General features: G+C 45.9%; 20 protein-coding genes. 11 read left to right on the forward strand and 9 right to left on the reverse strand.

The genetic code is table 11. From position 1 onward, the window contains the following. Positions 1-11 precede the first annotated feature (11 nt). The gene (locus KIV40_RS23160; protein ID WP_285351544.1) at positions 12-764 is read right to left on the reverse strand and encodes a DeoR/GlpR family DNA-binding transcription regulator; all 753 of its coding nucleotides are present in this window, start codon (positions 762-764) and stop codon (positions 12-14) included. Next, positions 757-1,509 carry a glycerophosphoryl diester phosphodiesterase gene (locus KIV40_RS23165; protein WP_285351545.1) on the reverse strand — a complete coding sequence of 251 codons (753 nt, stop codon included), beginning with the start codon at positions 1,507-1,509 and terminating at the stop codon, positions 757-759. The genes KIV40_RS23160 and KIV40_RS23165 overlap by 8 nt, the downstream gene beginning before the upstream one ends. Before the next feature lie 230 nt (positions 1,510-1,739). Here KIV40_RS23165 and ugpB point away from each other — a divergent pair, with 230 nt between their 5' ends. The 8 genes from ugpB (at position 1,740) to KIV40_RS23205 (ending at position 8,087) form a co-directional block, all read left to right on the forward strand. After that, entirely contained in the window at positions 1,740-3,047 is a 1,308-nt protein-coding gene (gene ugpB, locus KIV40_RS23170; RefSeq protein WP_285351547.1) for a sn-glycerol-3-phosphate ABC transporter substrate-binding protein UgpB, read from the forward strand. A 127-nt stretch (positions 3,048-3,174) separates the two neighbouring features. Further along, positions 3,175-4,056, forward strand: a complete 882-nt coding sequence (ugpA, locus tag KIV40_RS23175) for a sn-glycerol-3-phosphate ABC transporter permease UgpA (protein WP_285351548.1) — start codon at positions 3,175-3,177, stop codon at positions 4,054-4,056. Beyond that, positions 4,056-4,904, forward strand: coding sequence for a sn-glycerol-3-phosphate ABC transporter permease UgpE (ugpE, locus tag KIV40_RS23180; protein ID WP_005426342.1), 849 nt, complete (start codon positions 4,056-4,058; stop codon positions 4,902-4,904). Before ugpA ends, ugpE begins: the two co-directional genes overlap by 1 nt. Next, on the forward strand, positions 4,905-6,062 hold the full coding sequence (locus KIV40_RS23185; protein ID WP_285351550.1) for a sn-glycerol-3-phosphate import ATP-binding protein UgpC: 1,158 nt from the start codon (positions 4,905-4,907) through the stop codon (positions 6,060-6,062). Next, positions 6,055-6,864 (forward strand): HAD-IIB family hydrolase, encoded by an 810-nt coding sequence (locus tag KIV40_RS23190; protein ID WP_285351553.1) that lies wholly within the window; start codon positions 6,055-6,057, stop codon positions 6,862-6,864. Before KIV40_RS23185 ends, KIV40_RS23190 begins: the two co-directional genes overlap by 8 nt. A 575-nt stretch (positions 6,865-7,439) precedes the next feature. Further along, a complete protein-coding gene (locus KIV40_RS23195; RefSeq protein WP_005426383.1) occupies positions 7,440-7,775 on the forward strand; it encodes a hypothetical protein in 336 nt (111 codons plus the stop codon). A 55-nt stretch (positions 7,776-7,830) separates the two neighbouring features. Continuing rightward, complete coding sequence (locus KIV40_RS23200; protein ID WP_285351555.1) at positions 7,831-7,959, forward strand: hypothetical protein; 129 nt, start codon at positions 7,831-7,833, stop codon at positions 7,957-7,959. Beyond that, on the forward strand, positions 7,959-8,087 hold the full coding sequence (locus KIV40_RS23205; RefSeq protein ID WP_005426395.1) for a hypothetical protein: 129 nt from the start codon (positions 7,959-7,961) through the stop codon (positions 8,085-8,087). The genes KIV40_RS23200 and KIV40_RS23205 overlap by 1 nt, the downstream gene beginning before the upstream one ends. 77 nt (positions 8,088-8,164) lie before the next feature. Here KIV40_RS23205 and KIV40_RS23210 read toward each other — a convergent pair whose 3' ends face one another. From KIV40_RS23210 to KIV40_RS23235, 6 genes are all read right to left on the reverse strand, one after another. Continuing rightward, positions 8,165-8,581 (reverse strand): MarR family transcriptional regulator, encoded by a 417-nt coding sequence (locus KIV40_RS23210; RefSeq protein ID WP_285351557.1) that lies wholly within the window; start codon positions 8,579-8,581, stop codon positions 8,165-8,167. Continuing rightward, positions 8,581-9,474 carry a CDF family Co(II)/Ni(II) efflux transporter DmeF gene (gene dmeF / locus KIV40_RS23215; RefSeq protein WP_285351559.1) on the reverse strand — a complete coding sequence of 298 codons (894 nt, stop codon included), beginning with the start codon at positions 9,472-9,474 and terminating at the stop codon, positions 8,581-8,583. The genes KIV40_RS23210 and dmeF overlap by 1 nt, the downstream gene beginning before the upstream one ends. Positions 9,475-9,683: 209 nt before the next feature. Next, the gene (locus KIV40_RS23220; protein WP_285351561.1) at positions 9,684-10,688 is read right to left on the reverse strand and encodes a GTP-binding protein; all 1,005 of its coding nucleotides are present in this window, start codon (positions 10,686-10,688) and stop codon (positions 9,684-9,686) included. Further along, positions 10,678-11,238, reverse strand: a complete 561-nt coding sequence (locus tag KIV40_RS23225) for a carbonate dehydratase (RefSeq protein WP_103411760.1) — start codon at positions 11,236-11,238, stop codon at positions 10,678-10,680. Before KIV40_RS23225 ends, KIV40_RS23220 begins: the two co-directional genes overlap by 11 nt. A gap of 148 nt (positions 11,239-11,386) precedes the next feature. After that, the gene (locus tag KIV40_RS23230) at positions 11,387-12,721 is read right to left on the reverse strand and encodes a dihydroorotase (RefSeq protein WP_285351564.1); all 1,335 of its coding nucleotides are present in this window, start codon (positions 12,719-12,721) and stop codon (positions 11,387-11,389) included. Between the two features lie 103 nt (positions 12,722-12,824). Continuing rightward, positions 12,825-13,283 (reverse strand): transcriptional repressor, encoded by a 459-nt coding sequence (locus tag KIV40_RS23235; RefSeq protein WP_285351565.1) that lies wholly within the window; start codon positions 13,281-13,283, stop codon positions 12,825-12,827. 181 nt (positions 13,284-13,464) lie between these two features. Here KIV40_RS23235 and KIV40_RS23240 point away from each other — a divergent pair, with 181 nt between their 5' ends. Next, positions 13,465-14,313, forward strand: coding sequence for a patatin family protein (locus KIV40_RS23240; RefSeq protein WP_228174195.1), 849 nt, complete (start codon positions 13,465-13,467; stop codon positions 14,311-14,313). Positions 14,314-14,555: 242 nt separating this feature from the next. On the opposite strand, the gene KIV40_RS23245 is transcribed toward KIV40_RS23240, so the two are convergent. Further along, a complete protein-coding gene (locus KIV40_RS23245; RefSeq protein ID WP_285351566.1) occupies positions 14,556-15,404 on the reverse strand; it encodes a pirin family protein in 849 nt (282 codons plus the stop codon). 321 nt (positions 15,405-15,725) lie between these two features. On the opposite strand from KIV40_RS23245, the gene KIV40_RS23250 reads away from it, so the two are divergent. Then, positions 15,726-15,938 (forward strand): cold-shock protein, encoded by a 213-nt coding sequence (locus tag KIV40_RS23250; protein ID WP_005426339.1) that lies wholly within the window; start codon positions 15,726-15,728, stop codon positions 15,936-15,938. A gap of 566 nt (positions 15,939-16,504) precedes the next feature. Then, positions 16,505-16,645, forward strand: a complete 141-nt coding sequence (locus KIV40_RS23255) for a hypothetical protein (RefSeq protein WP_012129864.1) — start codon at positions 16,505-16,507, stop codon at positions 16,643-16,645. Positions 16,646-16,904 lie beyond the last annotated feature (259 nt).

The raw sequence follows: 16,904 nt of genomic DNA on the forward strand, positions 1-16,904 counted from the left end.
ATCAACACGCCCTAGTTACTGAAAACGCGATCAAAATAACTAAGCGGAGCCACCTTAGTATTGGCTCTGCGCTGCCATTTGCTGTTGTTCGCCACCAGCCACTTTTGCTCCGAGTTAGCCAAAATCGCTTGGCTAACTTTGGCTTCTCGTAATTCATGTTCCATTGCGAACGGCTGAGTATCAATCGTTGTGCTGCCAAGGTTGATCATGTCGGAATGCGACTGCGCGATTTCGGTCACGCCTGCACAACCAATAATGCCAATATCCGCCGAGAACTGACCATAAAACAGCTCTGCGGAGCCATCTACCACGTCGCGATCGTTGGTACGAATACGCCCACCGGGAATCCAAGTTTCAATATTCTCAAAGTGAGAAAGAATGTGTGCCGCTTCGAAGTTATTCGTCACCACACGAAGCTCGCTGTGGTTCGCCAAACGCTCGGCAATCAACGCGATAGTCGTGCCGATACCCAGAAATAAAGTCGAACCGTTAGGGATTGCTTTGACCACTTCATCGGCGATGGTCTGCTTTTCTTGTTGATTGGTGACTTGGCGAGAGGCATAACTGCGGTTGCTTAAGGTAGCAGGCAATCCGACACCACCATGATGGCGTCGGGTCAGTCCTAATTGGCAAAGCTGATTGATGTCACGTCGAATGGTTTGCGTCGTGACTTCAAAGCGTTGAGCAAGCTCTTCTATCGAACAATATTCTTGCTGATGAACCAGTTCAATGATGCTTTGCTGGCGGACGTTTAGGTTATTCATTCAGTGCGGGTTCTCGTTTGGCTGAAGGCACTTCTACTTTGTAACGTTGCGGGATGTCGGTAATCATCATATCCACTCCCCACTGCCAATGTGCTTCAACTAATTGGGGAAAGTTCGGTGTATAGCAAAACAGCTGGTAGCCAAACTGCTTGATCTGCTTCGCTTGTGCCTCAGTCAAGAAGCGGTAATCACAATGCACACTGTAAGCATCGATGTGTTGCAACACGATATAAAAATCGTCTGGAATCTCTTGCCATAACTGCCCTCTTCTCACTTCTGGCAGGTAATTTCTCATCGTCATCAAGGCTTCAGTGTTGAAGCTAGAAAAGAGAATGGCATCCGCCTCGACGTCCAAACGCTCAATGACCTGTGCAACCTTTTCGCACAGCAGATCAATTTCATCGCCTGAGTAGATCTTCAATTCAATATTGAGCTTCACGCCCGCTCTCGAAGTGAGCTCAAGCGTCTCTTCTAAACTAGGAATATGTTCGCCTGCGAAGTCATCGCCAAACCATAAACCAGCGTCCAACAATCTTAATTCGTGCCAAGTCAGCTCTTTGACTTTGCCTCGGCCGTTCGTGCAGCGGTTTACGGTGTTGTCATGAATAACCACAGGAATGTTGTCAGCACTGAGCTGAACGTCGATTTCAATCCATTCGCAGCCGAATTCAATGGCGCGTTGTATTGCCGATAAGGTGTTTTCTGGAGCCAAACTGGATAAGCCACGGTGTGCCGTTATTGTCATTTTTTATTCCGTCTTTTTCATTTGTTTTCAAATGAACTATCTCAGTCCTCAATGACGATTTGATTACAAAATCGTGACGAAAATAATGCTCAAATAAGTTCATTTTTCTGTAACTAGAACGTCATTTGGCTCATTTAATGTTCATTTGAATTTTTTGAAGCGGATTCATTATCAAAGTGAACATCCGCAAGGAATCAACCTGTTCAAATCATCTATGAAAAGGAATCATTATGGCTATGAAACACCTCGCCGGACTTGCTGTTGCAGCGGCATTGATCAGCACACAAGCACAAGCAAAAACTGAGGTTGAGTGGTGGCATGCAATGGGCGGCGCGCTAGGTAAAAAGGTCAACGAAATTGCCGCAGACTTTAACGCAAGCCAATCAGAATACGAGATCAAGCCGGTTTACAAAGGCAGCTACGCAGAAACCATGACCAGTGCTATCGCGGCGTTCCGAGCAAAAGAGCAGCCAGCGATTGTACAAGTATTCGAAGTAGGTACGGCGACCATGATGGGCGCAGACAAAGCGATTTATCCTGTTTACCAATTGATGGAAGACACCAAAGAGTCGTTCAACCCTGATGATTACCTTGCAGCCGTAACAGGTTACTACACCACCAATGAAGGCAACATGCTTTCCCTGCCATTTAACAGCTCAACGCCAGTGCTTTACTACAACAAAGACATGTTCGCAAAAGCTGGCGTAGAAAACCCACCAAAAACATGGAAAGAGATGGAAGAAGAGTCTCGTAAGCTGCTGGCATCTGGTGCGAAGTGTGGTTTCAGCACAACGTGGCAATCATGGACGCAGATCGAAAACTTCGGTGCGCGCAACAACGTTCCTGTGGCCAATAATAACAACGGTTTTTCGGGACTAGACACTAAGTTCAAGTTCAATGATTCTGCGTTTGTTCGTCACATCGAACAGATGGGTAAATGGTCGAAAGAAGGCATCTTCAAATATGGCGGTCGCCAATCTGATGGTATGCCTTTGTTCTACACTCAAGAGTGTGCAATGACTATGGGCTCGTCGGCAGGTCTGGCTGGCATTAAAGAGAACATGAAAGACGTTGATATCGGCGTAGCGCAACTGCCTTACGACTCAGAGATCGTCGCTAAGCCACAAAACACCATCATCGGTGGTGCATCACTTTGGGTTCTTCGTGGCCATTCAAACGAGGAATACAAAGGCGTGGCGAAGTTCTTCTCTTACCTTTCTAGTCCAGAAGTCCAAGCTGATTGGCACCAGTTCACGGGTTACCTACCAATCACTAAAGCGGCTTATGAGCTGACGAAAGAGCAAGGCTTCTACGCTAAGAACCCAGGCACAGATACAGCGGTTCTACAAATGACGTCAACCGAGCCTACAGAAAACTCGAAAGGCATTCGCTTTGGTAACTTCCTGCAAACTCGCGACATTATCAATGAAGAGCTAGAAGCAGTGTGGGCAGGCAAAGCAACGGCACAAGCTGCGCTAAACAATGCAGTTCGTCGCGGTGACGAGCAGCTACGTCGCTTTGAGCGCATACAGAAGTAACGAACATTAATAACGAACAATGGTGCGCTGAGTCTTATTCGAATCACCGCTCAGATACGCACTCTCCCCGCCCATCTTGGGTGGGGAATTCGTTCACACACCTTGCCTGTTTTACTTTGGTATTTGTATGTCCTCACCTGTTGTTTTTAAACACAAATGGCTTCCGGTTGCGTTGATTGCACCTCAGTTGTTGATCACCTTGGTGTTCTTCATCTGGCCGGCAGGACAAGCCATTTTCCAATCTTCACAACTTGAAGATGCTTTCGGTATGAGCCGTGAGTTTGTGGGTTTGGAGAACTTTGAAAAGCTCTTCCATGATCCACTGTACCTAGATTCGTTAATGACCACGCTGCAATTTAGCATCAGCGTTGCGGTGCTCGCGTTGGTCAGTGCGCTTATCCTTTCCGCTTTTGCAGAACAAATCATCCGTGGCGCGACCATGTATCGTACATTCTTGATTTGGCCTTATGCGGTCGCTCCGGTTGTGGCCGGCTCGCTTTGGTTGTTCCTGTTCGACCCAACCATCGGTGTGATGACCGAGTTATTGCATCTGTTTGGCGTAGACTGGAACCCAACGCTCAATGGCGCCCATGCAATGTGGATGGTGATCATCACCTCGACTTGGAAGCAAATCAGCTACAACTTCCTGTTCTTCCTTGCGGCGCTTCAATCGGTACCCAAGTCTCTGCACGAAGCCGCTGCCATTGACGGAAGTGGTCCAATCAAGCGCTTTATCACTATTAGCTTCCCACTAATTTCGCCAACCAGCTTCTTCTTGTTGGTCGTGAACTTTGTCTACGCGTTCTTTGATACGTTCGCCATCATCCACGCGATGACGCAAGGCGGCCCGAGCAACAGCACTTCCACCTTGGTTTACAAAGTCTACAACGATGGTTTTATTGGTCTAGACTTCGGCTCATCGGCCGCGCAATCCGTAATTCTGATGATATTGGTCGCTTCCCTGACTGTGATTCAATTTAAGTATGTTGAGAAGAAGGTAGCGTACTGATGGTAGAAAGAAGACCGTTTTTTAATCTGTTTTGCCATGTCATTTTGATTCTTGGCATCATTTCGATTGCGCTTCCGGTTTGGATTGCAATCGTAGCAACCACCCATGAGAACAGCGCCTTTGCTACTGGCACTCCACTTTGGTTTGGGGACTTGGGCTTTAGCGTATTTACTGACTTGTTGAGTAACGACACTCAGTACAACAACAATACTTTGCCGATTGGCAGCATGCTGCTGAACTCTTTCATTATGGCGATGTGCATTACCATCGGTAAGTTGAGCATTTCCATCATGTCTGCCTATGCAGTGGTGTTCTTCCGTTTTCCGGGACGAATGCTGGCGTTCTGGATGATCTTCTTCACGCTGATGTTACCCGTTGAAGTTCGCATCATGCCGACGTTTGAGGTGATCACAAACCTCAACATGCTCAACTCGTTTTACGGCTTAACCATTCCGCTGATTGCCAGTGCGACAGCCACTTTCTTGTTCCGTCAGTTCTTCTTAACGGTACCGAATGAGTTAGTGGAAGCAGCACGAATTGATGGCGCAGGACCGATCAAGTTCTTCTTCGATATCTTGTTGCCTCTGTCGCGTACCAACATCGCGGCACTGTTCGTCATCACCTTCATTTACGGCTGGAACCAATATTTGTGGCCGCTTTTGATCACCACCGACGTGCAGTACTACACCATCGTGATGGGCATTAAACAGATGCTCGGAGTGGTTGATGGTGTGATCGAATGGAACAAAATTATGGCCACCACCATTATCGCCATGTTGCCACCAGTAATTGTGGTAATTGCAATGCAAAAAGCCTTTGTTAAAGGTCTGGTAGATTCGGAGAAATAAATGTCCACGTTAACTCTTTCAAATATCGCTAAATGTTATCCGAACGGCTATCAGGCGATCCAAAAACTCAATCTTGATATCTGCGACGGTGAAATGGTCGTGCTGGTTGGCCCAAGTGGCTGCGGTAAATCCACCCTACTTCGCATGATTGCAGGTTTAGAAGAAATCAGCTCTGGTGAGCTCAAAATCGACACCACAATCGTCAACGATCTCGAACCTGGCGAGCGCGACATTGCCATGGTTTTCCAGAACTACGCCTTGTACCCACACATGACGGTGTACAACAACATGGCCTATGGTCTGCGCAACCGCAAAACACCGAAAGCGGAAATCGAACGATTGGTTCACGAAGCAGCAAAGATGCTGGAGTTGGATCATCTACTCGACCGTAAACCGGGGCAACTTTCTGGCGGACAACGTCAACGTGTCGCCATGGGACGCGCAATTGTGCGTGAACCAAAGGTGTTTCTGTTCGATGAGCCTCTGTCTAACCTAGACGCCAAACTGCGTGTTCAAATGCGTTTGGAAATAAAGAAGCTGCAACGTCGCCTTGGTACTACGTCAGTTTACGTTACCCACGACCAAGTGGAAGCAATGACACTTGCGGACAAACTTGTCGTGCTGAACAAAGGCAATGTCGAACAAGTCGGCACACCGCTAGAAATATACGACAACCCTGCCTCTCTGTTCGTCGCGACCTTCATTGGCTCACCATCCATGAACATCTTGAATGGCAGTGTTTGCGTTGATGGCATTACTATTGGTGACGCACTGCTTCCTACATCCACAACAAACTTGGATTTGGATGAAGTTAAACTGGGTCTTCGTCCAGAGCATTTACAAATCAGCCAACATAACCCATGGTTGCAGGTAGAAGTCGAATTGATTGAATCGCTCGGTGCTGACTTGCTGCTTTACTGCCGCACAGAAGGCGATGATTCACAAAAGCTGGTTGTTCGTGTTGAGGGACATACGCCGATTCAAATTGGCGACAAGCTTGGTCTGGATATCAAACCAAAGCATGTTCATCTATTTGATGCCAACACAGAAAAGCGCATCGAGTGTACACTGGCTCCAGCGGTGTCACTGCAAGACGTCAGTAACAATACCCAAGCAATCAATCCTCAAGTAAACAAGCAAGGAGTGGTGAATGCCTAACCCGTTATCAGAGCTCAATGTGGAGAGCCTGAAACAGATCGAATGGCTGCTGACCGACGTGGACGACACATTGACTTGGCAAGGTAAACTGCCACCAGAGACATTAGTTGCGCTAGCCGAGCTAGAGCGTGTGGGCGTAAAAGTGGTCGCAGTCACAGGCGCCTGCGCTGGTTGGTGTGACCAAATGGCAAAGATGTGGTCACTGCATGGTGTAATTGGTGAAAATGGCGCGTTTTGGATGAGAAAAGACGCGACAGGATTCAACAATACCTTTGCCCGTCCGGCAGAAGTGATGCGCAAAGAACAGTATGCATTGCAAGAAAGCATTGCAGGCATTTTGGCAGAGTATCCTGATGTCGACTTCAGCCACGATCAGAACTTTCGCTACTGCGACGTGGCGGTGAACATCGCACAAGATAGAGCGCCGGTTCCTCCTTCTACAACAATGGAAATCCTCAATCGCATCGTGAATTTGAATGTGGAATCTCACCCCGTCAATGCAACTTTGAGTTCAATTCACATCAATGCGTGGGTGGGCAATCATAGTAAGCGCACTAGTGGTAAAGCCTACATTAGGCAGTTCAATAATGGCGAGTTGCCGAGCTTAGGGCACATCACGTATGTGGGTGATTCATTGAATGATGAAGGCATGTTTGAATGGTTGCCAACAACCTTTGGCGTGAACAACATTCGCCCTTTACTGGCGAAACTGAACCATCAACCAAGCTTTTTGACTGAGGAAAATGGCGGCTTTGGGTTTGCACAGTTAGCAAATCTTATCGTCAAAGCGAAAAGACAGTAACAAGCTAAAGAAGAGACTAAATAACTAAAAAAAGACACTCAATCCAAATATCACCATGGAGGGGGGAAATATATTCGGATTGAGTGCAAAGCAGGAGTAAAGACTGCGGCGGATTGCGCGAGAAAATCAAACTCTCAATCTTTATTAAGCACTCCAACGAGAAAAATAATATCGCTTTTTGATGTATTTATAATTAGCAGTTATGAACTTTATTCACCGCAAGTGCTTAAAAAACTTCCATATCGAAATACCTCTCAAGCCCTTGCTATACCTAGTATTTATTCATGTTAAACGAGTCTCAATGCTCAGAATGGCCAAGTCCGCAACAAAAATTGCTTGTTGTCCTCACTAATTATTTTTGTTTGTCGCATCCAGAAGCAGCCCATATTATCCGCAACACAAGGGATAACCTTCCTTGAGCTCTTTAACAATCAAATGCCGTACTTCCTCATCTGGCCACTTTCCTACTCATGTAAAAATTCCCTTTTGATTCTCATTTTCTAATTTTTACAACCACTGAGCAGAGCATTTAACGCTGTGTTCAACATTACAGTCTATTCATGTAGGAAATCATCGTGGATAAATATCAAGCTGCATACGCTAAGCGTCTAGAAAAACTGAAGTGCAATCGTTCACCAAAAGCTATTGCACGTATTTCGGCGTGGGATGCATTTTTTAACAAAGAATACGAGATGCAAGATCTAGAGTCTCAAATGGCAGACTCAGCACGTCATCACTATGAGCAATCTGACGTTAAAAATGAAATCAGCTTTGGTTCATTCAAACGCGCATTCTATAAAGAATCGATCGTGATTTATGACCTAACCGATGGCGCTTCAATTCAGAAAGTATTCACACCGCTACTTGTGCTAACAACAGCATGGGTACTGTTTGTGTGTTTTACCCAGTAATTGAAGAACCCGAATACATTAAGCAATAGAAAAACGATTGGTAGAGAGTTTAAGGATGAAAGGAAGAAACATTGCGCCATTTGCCATTGTGGTGGCAGCATTTGCGTTTGGTTATGGCTTTAAATCCTACCAAGAAGCAAATGGTGTCATTTACCCAACCTTTAAGAAGGAGTTTAATCTCTAATGCCTAAGATTACCCTTCTGCTACTCGCAACGACTGTCGCCATGGGCGTGACTGGTGCTGCATTCTGTGTTGGCATTACGTATGCGTTTACACAGCTGCCAATCGAACAAATTCTATCGAGCTTATAAAAAAAAGTAGAGCATTTCGGTGCTCTACTTTTTTGCTATTCGAGACTCAATATCTGAGTGTAGAAACGAAAGCGCAATTAAAATTCTCTGTTCATCTTCTGTAAGCAAGCAAACAAAATCGCCTGATGATCCGGGTCGATATTACGCGTTAAGTCTTGCACCAAATCTAAATGCAGCTGATTGTGATGACGGTGAATCTCCTCACCAGCAGGAGTGAGCTTCACTACAATTGCGCGGCGATCTTCTGGATGCGGACAACGCTCAATAAGCTCCGCTTTTACCAGTTTCTCAATTTGAACCGTTAACGTGCCTGTTGTAATACCGAGCTTCTCCGCCAGTTCTTTCATACGCAACGCAGCATGCCCACCTAACACTTCAATCGTGTGGATTTGAGCCAGTGAATAACCCGTGCCTTTTACTACAGATTGCTCCCAAGAAGACATTTTGTCATAGAACTCGGTAAGCGTTTGATTCAGCTTTTCTAATTCGCGCATCACTCAGTCGTTTGAACTTCCAAAGTTAGGTGGTGAATCTTATCAAATTTACTCAATAATTGCTTAAATTCATCCAGCGTTTTGTCACTGTGATTTTTTAGCGCAATTGCCGCAGAGTAATGGTGACCACTCACCTTCCAGATGTGTAAATCAACAATCTCAGCATAAGGTGCAAGCGTCTCTGTAATCTCATCTCGGTAAGACTTGTTGATGCTCTCATCCAACAACACTGGCGCTGTTTGCTTCATTAAACCCAAAGTCCATTTACCAATCACAACGGCACCAACGATCCCCATCATGGCATCCAACCAAATCCAACCGTAAAACTTACCGACAATCAACGCGACAATCGCCAACAGAGACGTAAACGTATCCGCCAGTACGTGGAAATACGCTGCGGTTAAGTTGTGGTCGTGATGATGTTCGTGATCGTGTCCGTGGTGATCATGATGATGGTGATCTTGCAGAAGCAGCATGCTTGCAAGGTTTACCACTAAACCAATCACCGCCACCATAATGGCTTCGTTAAATTGAATGCTTTCTGGATTGAAGAGACGATGAATCGACTCGACCATCATCATCAATGCCACAATCCCTAACGCAATCGCACTGGTAAAACCGCCGAGCACACTCACCTTACCCGTACCAAATGAGAAGCGGTCATTATGGGCGTTTTGTTTCGCGTAGCGGTAAGCAAACAAGGTGATACAAAATGCCGCTGCGTGTGTCCCCATATGCCAACCATCTGCGAGTAATGCCATTGAGCCAAACATGGTTCCGGCAGCAATCTCCACCACCATGGTGGTCACGGTTAGGATCAATACGTAGAGCGTGCGTTTTTCACCCTTCTGGTTATGAGAAACGAAATCATGTGAATGTTGCGATACAGCCATTGAGACACTTACCTTCCAATTTTAGTTTGATTATCAAATTATTTGATTTTAATTTAGTTTGACAATCAAACAATGTCAATATGGAAAGTCCACATCACCAAAAGATCATGATCGTGGTGTTAATGAAGAATAGGAATAGGAAAAAAATGCAGAGGGAGATGAGTAAGAAACACGGGCATTAATGAGGATAATGCCCGCTGTTATTAGCCTTAAACCAATTCACAAGACAGAAGCTGTGCCTCAAATTGCTCATCGATGCTGTCTGCAATCAGTTCAATTCGGCTTTCCGCGCAGTCATCCAACTCCACTTCCTTTAGCCCATCAGGCGTTAGGTTGTAGCCATAAATGCCATCGCCAGTAATAAACACCGCTTTCATGCGCTCCACTTCCAGCTCGACCAGAAGAGGGATCAACTTCCGGCGATCGAACACTTTCTCTGGGGAAAAACGCCAACCGACACTCTGGAAACCTTCGCCTGAATTGGTCGCTTTGAGCACACCACTCTCAGGCATTGGCATATCTGAAGCCAACGGCTTGTCACTTGCGTGGTGATGGTGATGGTGCGGCGGATGCTCATGAATGGTGGTCTCACCCTCAAATTCGGCAAACGGAATCACACCATGCTGAGCAAAAACCACCTTTGTATTCGGGCGCCCAACTTCCGCCACGTAAGCTTCGAGCTTCTGGGTATCACCCTCTTGATACAGATCGAGCTTGTTACCCACCACTGTATCGGCAATCGCAATCTGTTGGTTGAACGTGTCATGCTGTGTATAGCGCACATCCGCAAGCTTACGCGCGTCGACCAAAGTGATGTTCTTTTGTAGCGAAAGCACTTGGCGATAGTGATCTGTCGACAACACTTGCAGCACTTCTTTCGGGTGACCAAGCCCAGTTGGCTCAATCAGCAGACGGTCTGGCTTCGCTTCATTAAGCAGTTGGTTTAAGGCGATTTGCATTGGCAACCCCGCAGCACAGCACATGCAGCCGCCAGGTACTTCACGAATAAACACTTGCTGCTCTTTGCTTTTTTGCCCATGAACTAAACTGCCATCAACGCCAATTTCACCAAACTCATTCACTAATACCGCCCAGCGCTCGTTCTCTGGCTTGTTCGCCATCAAATTCAAAATCGCAGAGGTCTTTCCTACGCCCAGAAACCCAGTAATGATGTTAGTAGGAACACCAAGTATGGGTTGGTTCTCAGAGCTCATTGGCAATTCTCCTATAGCCTTGCACCAGCTCGTGGTTTGCTGAAACCACAGACTCCGAAAACGCCGAGTATTCTGGCGGCACTTTGGAGATGCTGTTCAAATCAAAGTCAGCGCCGATATTGGTCATCGGCGGAACATGGAAATTCTCTGGCAAGTCTAGTCCATCCACCACGCAGTTATGGCGAATCACACAGCCTGTGCCAATCACAGCATTAAACACCACGGAGTTAAAACCGATAAACACGTCATCACTGACTTCACATGGGCCATGAATAATAGAACGGTGCGCAATCGACGAACGCTCTCCAATGGTCACAGCTGCACCGGCTTTTGAGTGGATGACCACGCCATCTTGAATGTTAGTATCGCGCTTGATGACGATGGCTTCCATATCGCCTTGCTCGTTCACTTCATCGGCACGAATCACCACGTAAGGACCAATAAAAACGTTATCTTCAATGATTACTTTGCCACAGATGATCGCCGTTGGATCAATGAACGCCGTTTCCGATACTTCCGGCATGTGACCAGTAGGATTTCTTCTTAACATATTGATTTCTCTTTATTCGGTGCCTCAAAGACACTCAAGCTACGACAACTATACTTCTACAAATAAAGCTCAAAGAAAGCGGATAAATGTAAGCTTTCGAAAATAAACTGAGCTTTCAAATAATCTAAGTTTTTGAAAAACGTGAATCCTAGCGATCAAATACCAATCGCATGGCGTGTGCAGCGCGCTCATTCACTTGTTGGTTGGCATACGCTAGGCCGCCATTGACCCATGTCTTCTTAATTTGAGCCGAGAACTGGTGACCAGCAAATGGTGACCAACCACAGTGGTATAAGCTGTTCTCGTTCGTCACCGGCGTTGGTGCTGCTGTATCAACAAGAACCAAATCTGCAAAATAGCCTTCACGGATAAAACCGCGCTCCTGAACGCCATAACGAATCGCTGGGTTGTGAGCGGTTTTCTCTACCACTTGCTCCATCGTCATGTGCCCGCGAGCAACTTGATCAAACAAAGACAGCAGTGCGTGCTGCACCAAAGGTAAGCCCGCTGGCGCTTGCTCATAAGGCACCTGTTTTTCTTCCCATGTGTGAGGTGCGTGATCAGTGGCGATAATGTCAATTTGGCCAGTACTCAACGCTTTTAGAATGGCTTCGCGGTCACTTGAGTATTTCACCGCTGGGTTACATTTGATTTGGTTACCGCGTTCTGCGTAGTCTTCATTGCTAAACCAGAGGTGGTGAACACACGCTTCTGCAGTGATGCTCTTACCTTGAATCGGGCCCGCTTCAAACAAAGCCAGTTCTTTTGCTGTCGTGATGTGCAGAACATGCAGCTGACTGTTGTGCTTCTTGGCCAGCTCTACCGCATAAGAGGAAGACGCATAACACGCTTCGTCATCACGCAGTAACGGATGATCTTCAATGGTAAATTCCGACTTCTCTTTAAGTAGTCGCTGTTTGTTTTGCGCAATCAAAGGGCCACTCTCACAGTGCGTCACTATCAACACTGGTGAATCACGGAAAATTTCATCTAAGGCTTGAGGCGCTTCGACCAACAAATCGCCCGTAGAAGCACCCATAAACACTTTCACGCCGCAATGCTTCTTCGGATCAAGCTGTTTGATTTGCTCAAGGTTGTCTTCGGTCGCACCAAGGTAGAAAGAGTAGTTCGCGAGGGAGCTCTGCTCGGCAATAGAGAATTTACGTTCTAGCGCCTCAATGGTGGTCGTTGCAGGACTAACGTTCGGCATTTCCATATAGCTTGTAATACCGCCGGCAACCGCCGCCCTGGATTCTGTCGCTATCGAACCTTTGTGCGTCAACCCCGGCTCACGAAAGTGCACTTGGTCATCAATCATACCGGGAATCAAATAGCACCCTTTCGCATCAATCACCGTATCTTCCGGTTTAGCCGCGATGTTGGCTGAGATAGTGTCAATTCGCTGACCGACAATTCGTAAATCGGTCTCGATAATGGTTCCTTCGTTGACGACAAGGGCTTTTTTAATCAGTGTTACAGACATAGCGGTTCAGAACTCCTTGCTGATGATGCTAGTAGTGGGAAGGGATAAACGTCATTGAGTGGTGATGAATACGCAGATAGAGGACATTCAAAAACAGCTATATTTACTTGGATTTAGCGCAGTCATCACAAACACAATTGATCTCTAATTGAGGGCTGACAACGGTGAAACCTTCTTCTTTTGCATGGGATTGCAGACCGTGAATCAAGGTTGGATCGATGGATTGCTCGCTGATTTTGTTGCATTTGGAACAGATGAGAAATTGAGGAACGCCGTGCTCGTGCTCGCAGAGAATATGGGAGCAGACGATGTATTTATTGGAAACTTTAAGCTTGTGGGCTAAATGCTCGCCTTCAAGAAAATCCAAGATCCGATAAACTGACATCGCCTGAATATTCTTATCGAAGTGAGCTTTGCAGTAATCCACTAGCTCATAAGCAGAAAGCGCTTTATCGGCGTGAACCAATGCTTGCAACACCAGCTTCCTCTGCAATGTTAACTGCTTTCCTTGAGCTCTAAAGCTGACCTCTACATGCTTAATAATGGCGTCAATATCGCTCATTCTCCCCCCACACAAGACACACGCTACCGTTTAATATTTTTAGTAACTGTTATGTTATAACATAAACCAAGGATTCATCAAGGTGACGATCAAGTGAACACAACTTGGGTATGGGCATTAGATATCCGTTACTCTAATTAACTCGTATCCCAAATCAAAAAAATCAAAACGGATGGCTAGGATGGAACAAGTTGGCTCTCGAGCGCTGATTGTAGAAGGCGGCGCGATGCGTGGGGTATTCTCCTGCGGCATACTCGATCACTTTATGGAACAAGACTTCTCCCCTTTTGACAGCTTTTGGGGCGTCTCGGCGGGCGCTAGTAACTTAGCAGCTTACCTTGCAAAAATGCCGGGCAGAAACCTCAAGATCTACCTCGATTACAGCTTACGCAAAGAGTTTATCTCCCCCACGCAACTCGTGCGCGGTGGCGATATGATGGATTTAGATTGGATGTGGGACGTCACGCTCAAAGAATTAGGCATTGATCGAGCCGTGCTTTCTGCCGATCCTCGACCGTTCTTTTTAGGCGTCACACGACAAGACAACGGACAACCAGAATACCTAACACCTTCCGTAGAGATGTTGGCGGAGACCATGAAAGCCAGTAGCGCGTTACCAATTATGTACCGCAATGGTGTGCCATTAGATGGCGTAAGGTACGTAGACGGTGGTGTAGCGGATGCTATTCCTGTTGCTGAAGCCATCAAACGCGGTGCGACAAAAATCATGGTGCTACGGAGTCAACCGGCCAGTTATCGCAAATCCAAACCTAAGTTTGAAAAGCTCACTTATCGTTTACTGAAAGATCATCCAGCATTGATCGAGCCAATGCTTACGCGTCATGTCCGATACAACCAGAGTTTGGAATTAATAAACAATCCACCAGCAGGCGTTGAGATCATTCAAATCTGCCCACCAGAAGGCTTTAAGTTAAAGCGTTTGAGCCGATCCCCTGAGCCTTTACGTGAAGCTTATGAACTGGGTGTGGAATATGGTCAGCACGCCATCGAGCGCTGGGAGCAAAGCTAAACGCTCGCCCAACCCAAAAAGCGGGCTTCACTCAATCACCGATTCTCGGTCATAAAACCTGAACAACAAAAAAAGCCACACCATGTCGGTGTGGCTGATGCAAATTCGATGGCAGTGGATATCGTCTTTGCTTGCGTATAAGCCCAATTAACGGGCTCCAAATCACTTCGAGTTTTCCTCTCGTACTCAAACCTAGAGCATCATTTTCAAGACTCGGTACTGGCTATCAGGCATTAAACGCCTTAGTAGGTTTCAAACACGCCAGAGTTGTAGTCTTGAATCGCTTGTTCAATCTCGTCGATGCTGTTCATCACAAACGGGCCATAGTGCACGACAGGTTCATTAATCGGTTCGCCAATAAAGAGCAACACTCCACTCGTTTCATTGGCTTGTAGCGCCACCCATTCGCCTTGAGAAAGCAATGCCATCTCGCCTTGCGTGACAACACGTTCACCCGCTTTGATGCTGCCTTTGTAAACATAGGCCATCATATTATGATGTCTAGGCGTCATAAGATTGAGCGAGGCGCCTGAATGAGCTCGCCAATCGGCAACCGTCACCGGCACACCCGTTCGGCTCAATGGGCCATGAATTACCTCATCACCAATGTTCAACTCACCAGAGATAACGCGGACTAAACCATGAGCCTCTGCACGATGCTCGGTAATGGTTTCCGGCTGGAAATCGTGATACTGTGCCGGAGACATCTTGTCTCGCGCTGGTTGGTTAATCCAAATTTGGAAACCATGTAGTTCACCGTCTTCCATGATTGGCATTTCACTGTGAATCACACCACGGCCTGCCGCCATCCATTGCGCGCCGCCGGAACGGAGCTCACCAACGTTGTTCATGTGATCACGATGCTGGAAGTGCCCAGTCAGCATATAGGTCAGAGTTTCAATACCACGATGTGGATGCGGAGGAAAACCGCCAACATAGTCTGCTCGTTGGTCTGATTTCAATTCATCAACCATCAAGAATGGTGAAAAGCTCGTATTGTTGAATCCGGCTACGCGACGAATTTTCACTCCATCCCCATCTGATGTTGCGTGCGATGGAATGATCTGACGAATCTCTCTCACTGTACTCATAATATTGCCTCCCTTATTGGTATGGATTCATTGTAGGAAGACGGATAAAAATCATGAGGGGATGAAATTGTTCTACTCCATCAGTTTTTTCGAACGAAAAAAAATGAAAAATAAATGTAGCTATTTTTTAAACACACTGTATAGTGGCGGCTGGCTCTAGAAAAGAGCTGTTAATGCTACATTTAGTTTAAGTTCCCTCTCAGTAACACCCTGAACTCTCGGTTCAGACTCCTGCGTAAAACTTCCTCTTGATTGCACATTCAATAGCTTAAAAAAGATCCACCACAATTCGTATATTATTGTTTAATTTCAGAGGTTTTTATGTCTGGTAAAGTAACTGGTTCAGTAAAATGGTTCAACGAAACTAAAGGTTTTGGTTTCCTAACTCAAGACAACGGCGGCCAAGATGTATTCGTACACTTCAACGCTATCGTTGCTGACGGTTTCAAAACTTTGACTGAAGGTCAGAAAGTAAGCTTCAATGTAGAAGACGGTAAAAAAGGTCCTCAAGCGACTGAAGTTACTCCTCTATAAGATAGCTTTTCTTGGTGCAGCATTTCCTCGCTGCACCAAACTCTCTACCCCTTCAAAAATTCCTCACACTTAACAACCCGCAAGTATTCTTGCTCGGTTTTCTGCTGCCTAAAATAAATGGGCTGCGGACACGATATCTATCGTTGGAACGTTATATCTATCAAATACGATAGCCATCGTTGGTATTTCACTTACTTAAAATTAGGAAAAATTATGTCTAAAAGAACAGGTCGCCAAAGACATTGGTACCAATTATTGAATAAAGAAAAGATCACTAAAAAACAGGAGAATAAATGATAGAGATTGAATTCCGTTAAAAAAAACCCGACATCTCTTGGAACGCCAAAATTCATCAACTTAACAGTGATATTTTGAGGCGCCATATATTGCCAAAACTCCAATCCGCTTGCTATCTCATTGATTTTAAATACTGTGAGAAAACCTACTCCGGTGACATTCTGTGTGACTCAGGTTCAAGGCTAGGAAGTTTTATTATTAAATAAATCAATTTTCGTGCATTAATGAATGATGCGGAAATTTAGGAAGAAATTCCCAAGGTGAAAAACATGGCAAACAAAAGCAAGAAGCAGATTGAGCAAGCAAAGAAAGAGTCCGAACAAAATGCAGCTGCGATTAAACAAAGAACGCGCCGCCGAATTGAGGACATCATGGAGCAAAGAGAATTTGATAAAATGTTCGAGCTATAATTACATTTCCTTCCAATTCCTTTTCTTTACTCCTCTCAATCTAAAGTATCGATGTGCAAGGTATCGCCACCCCTTCTCTCAGTTCACAATGAGAGCTCACAATGAGCAACGCACAATAAACTCGATATGACTCCAAATGTTTCTCGCATGATGATATTCAGTTTTAGCCACTGAACGTTCGAAAATCAGCAAGGTGTGTGCTGACAACGAAACCATCATGCGGTGAAATCACTGCAACGTTATTTATCCCTTATCCCTT

The sequence above is a fragment of the Vibrio sp. D173a genome, from assembly GCF_030248475.1.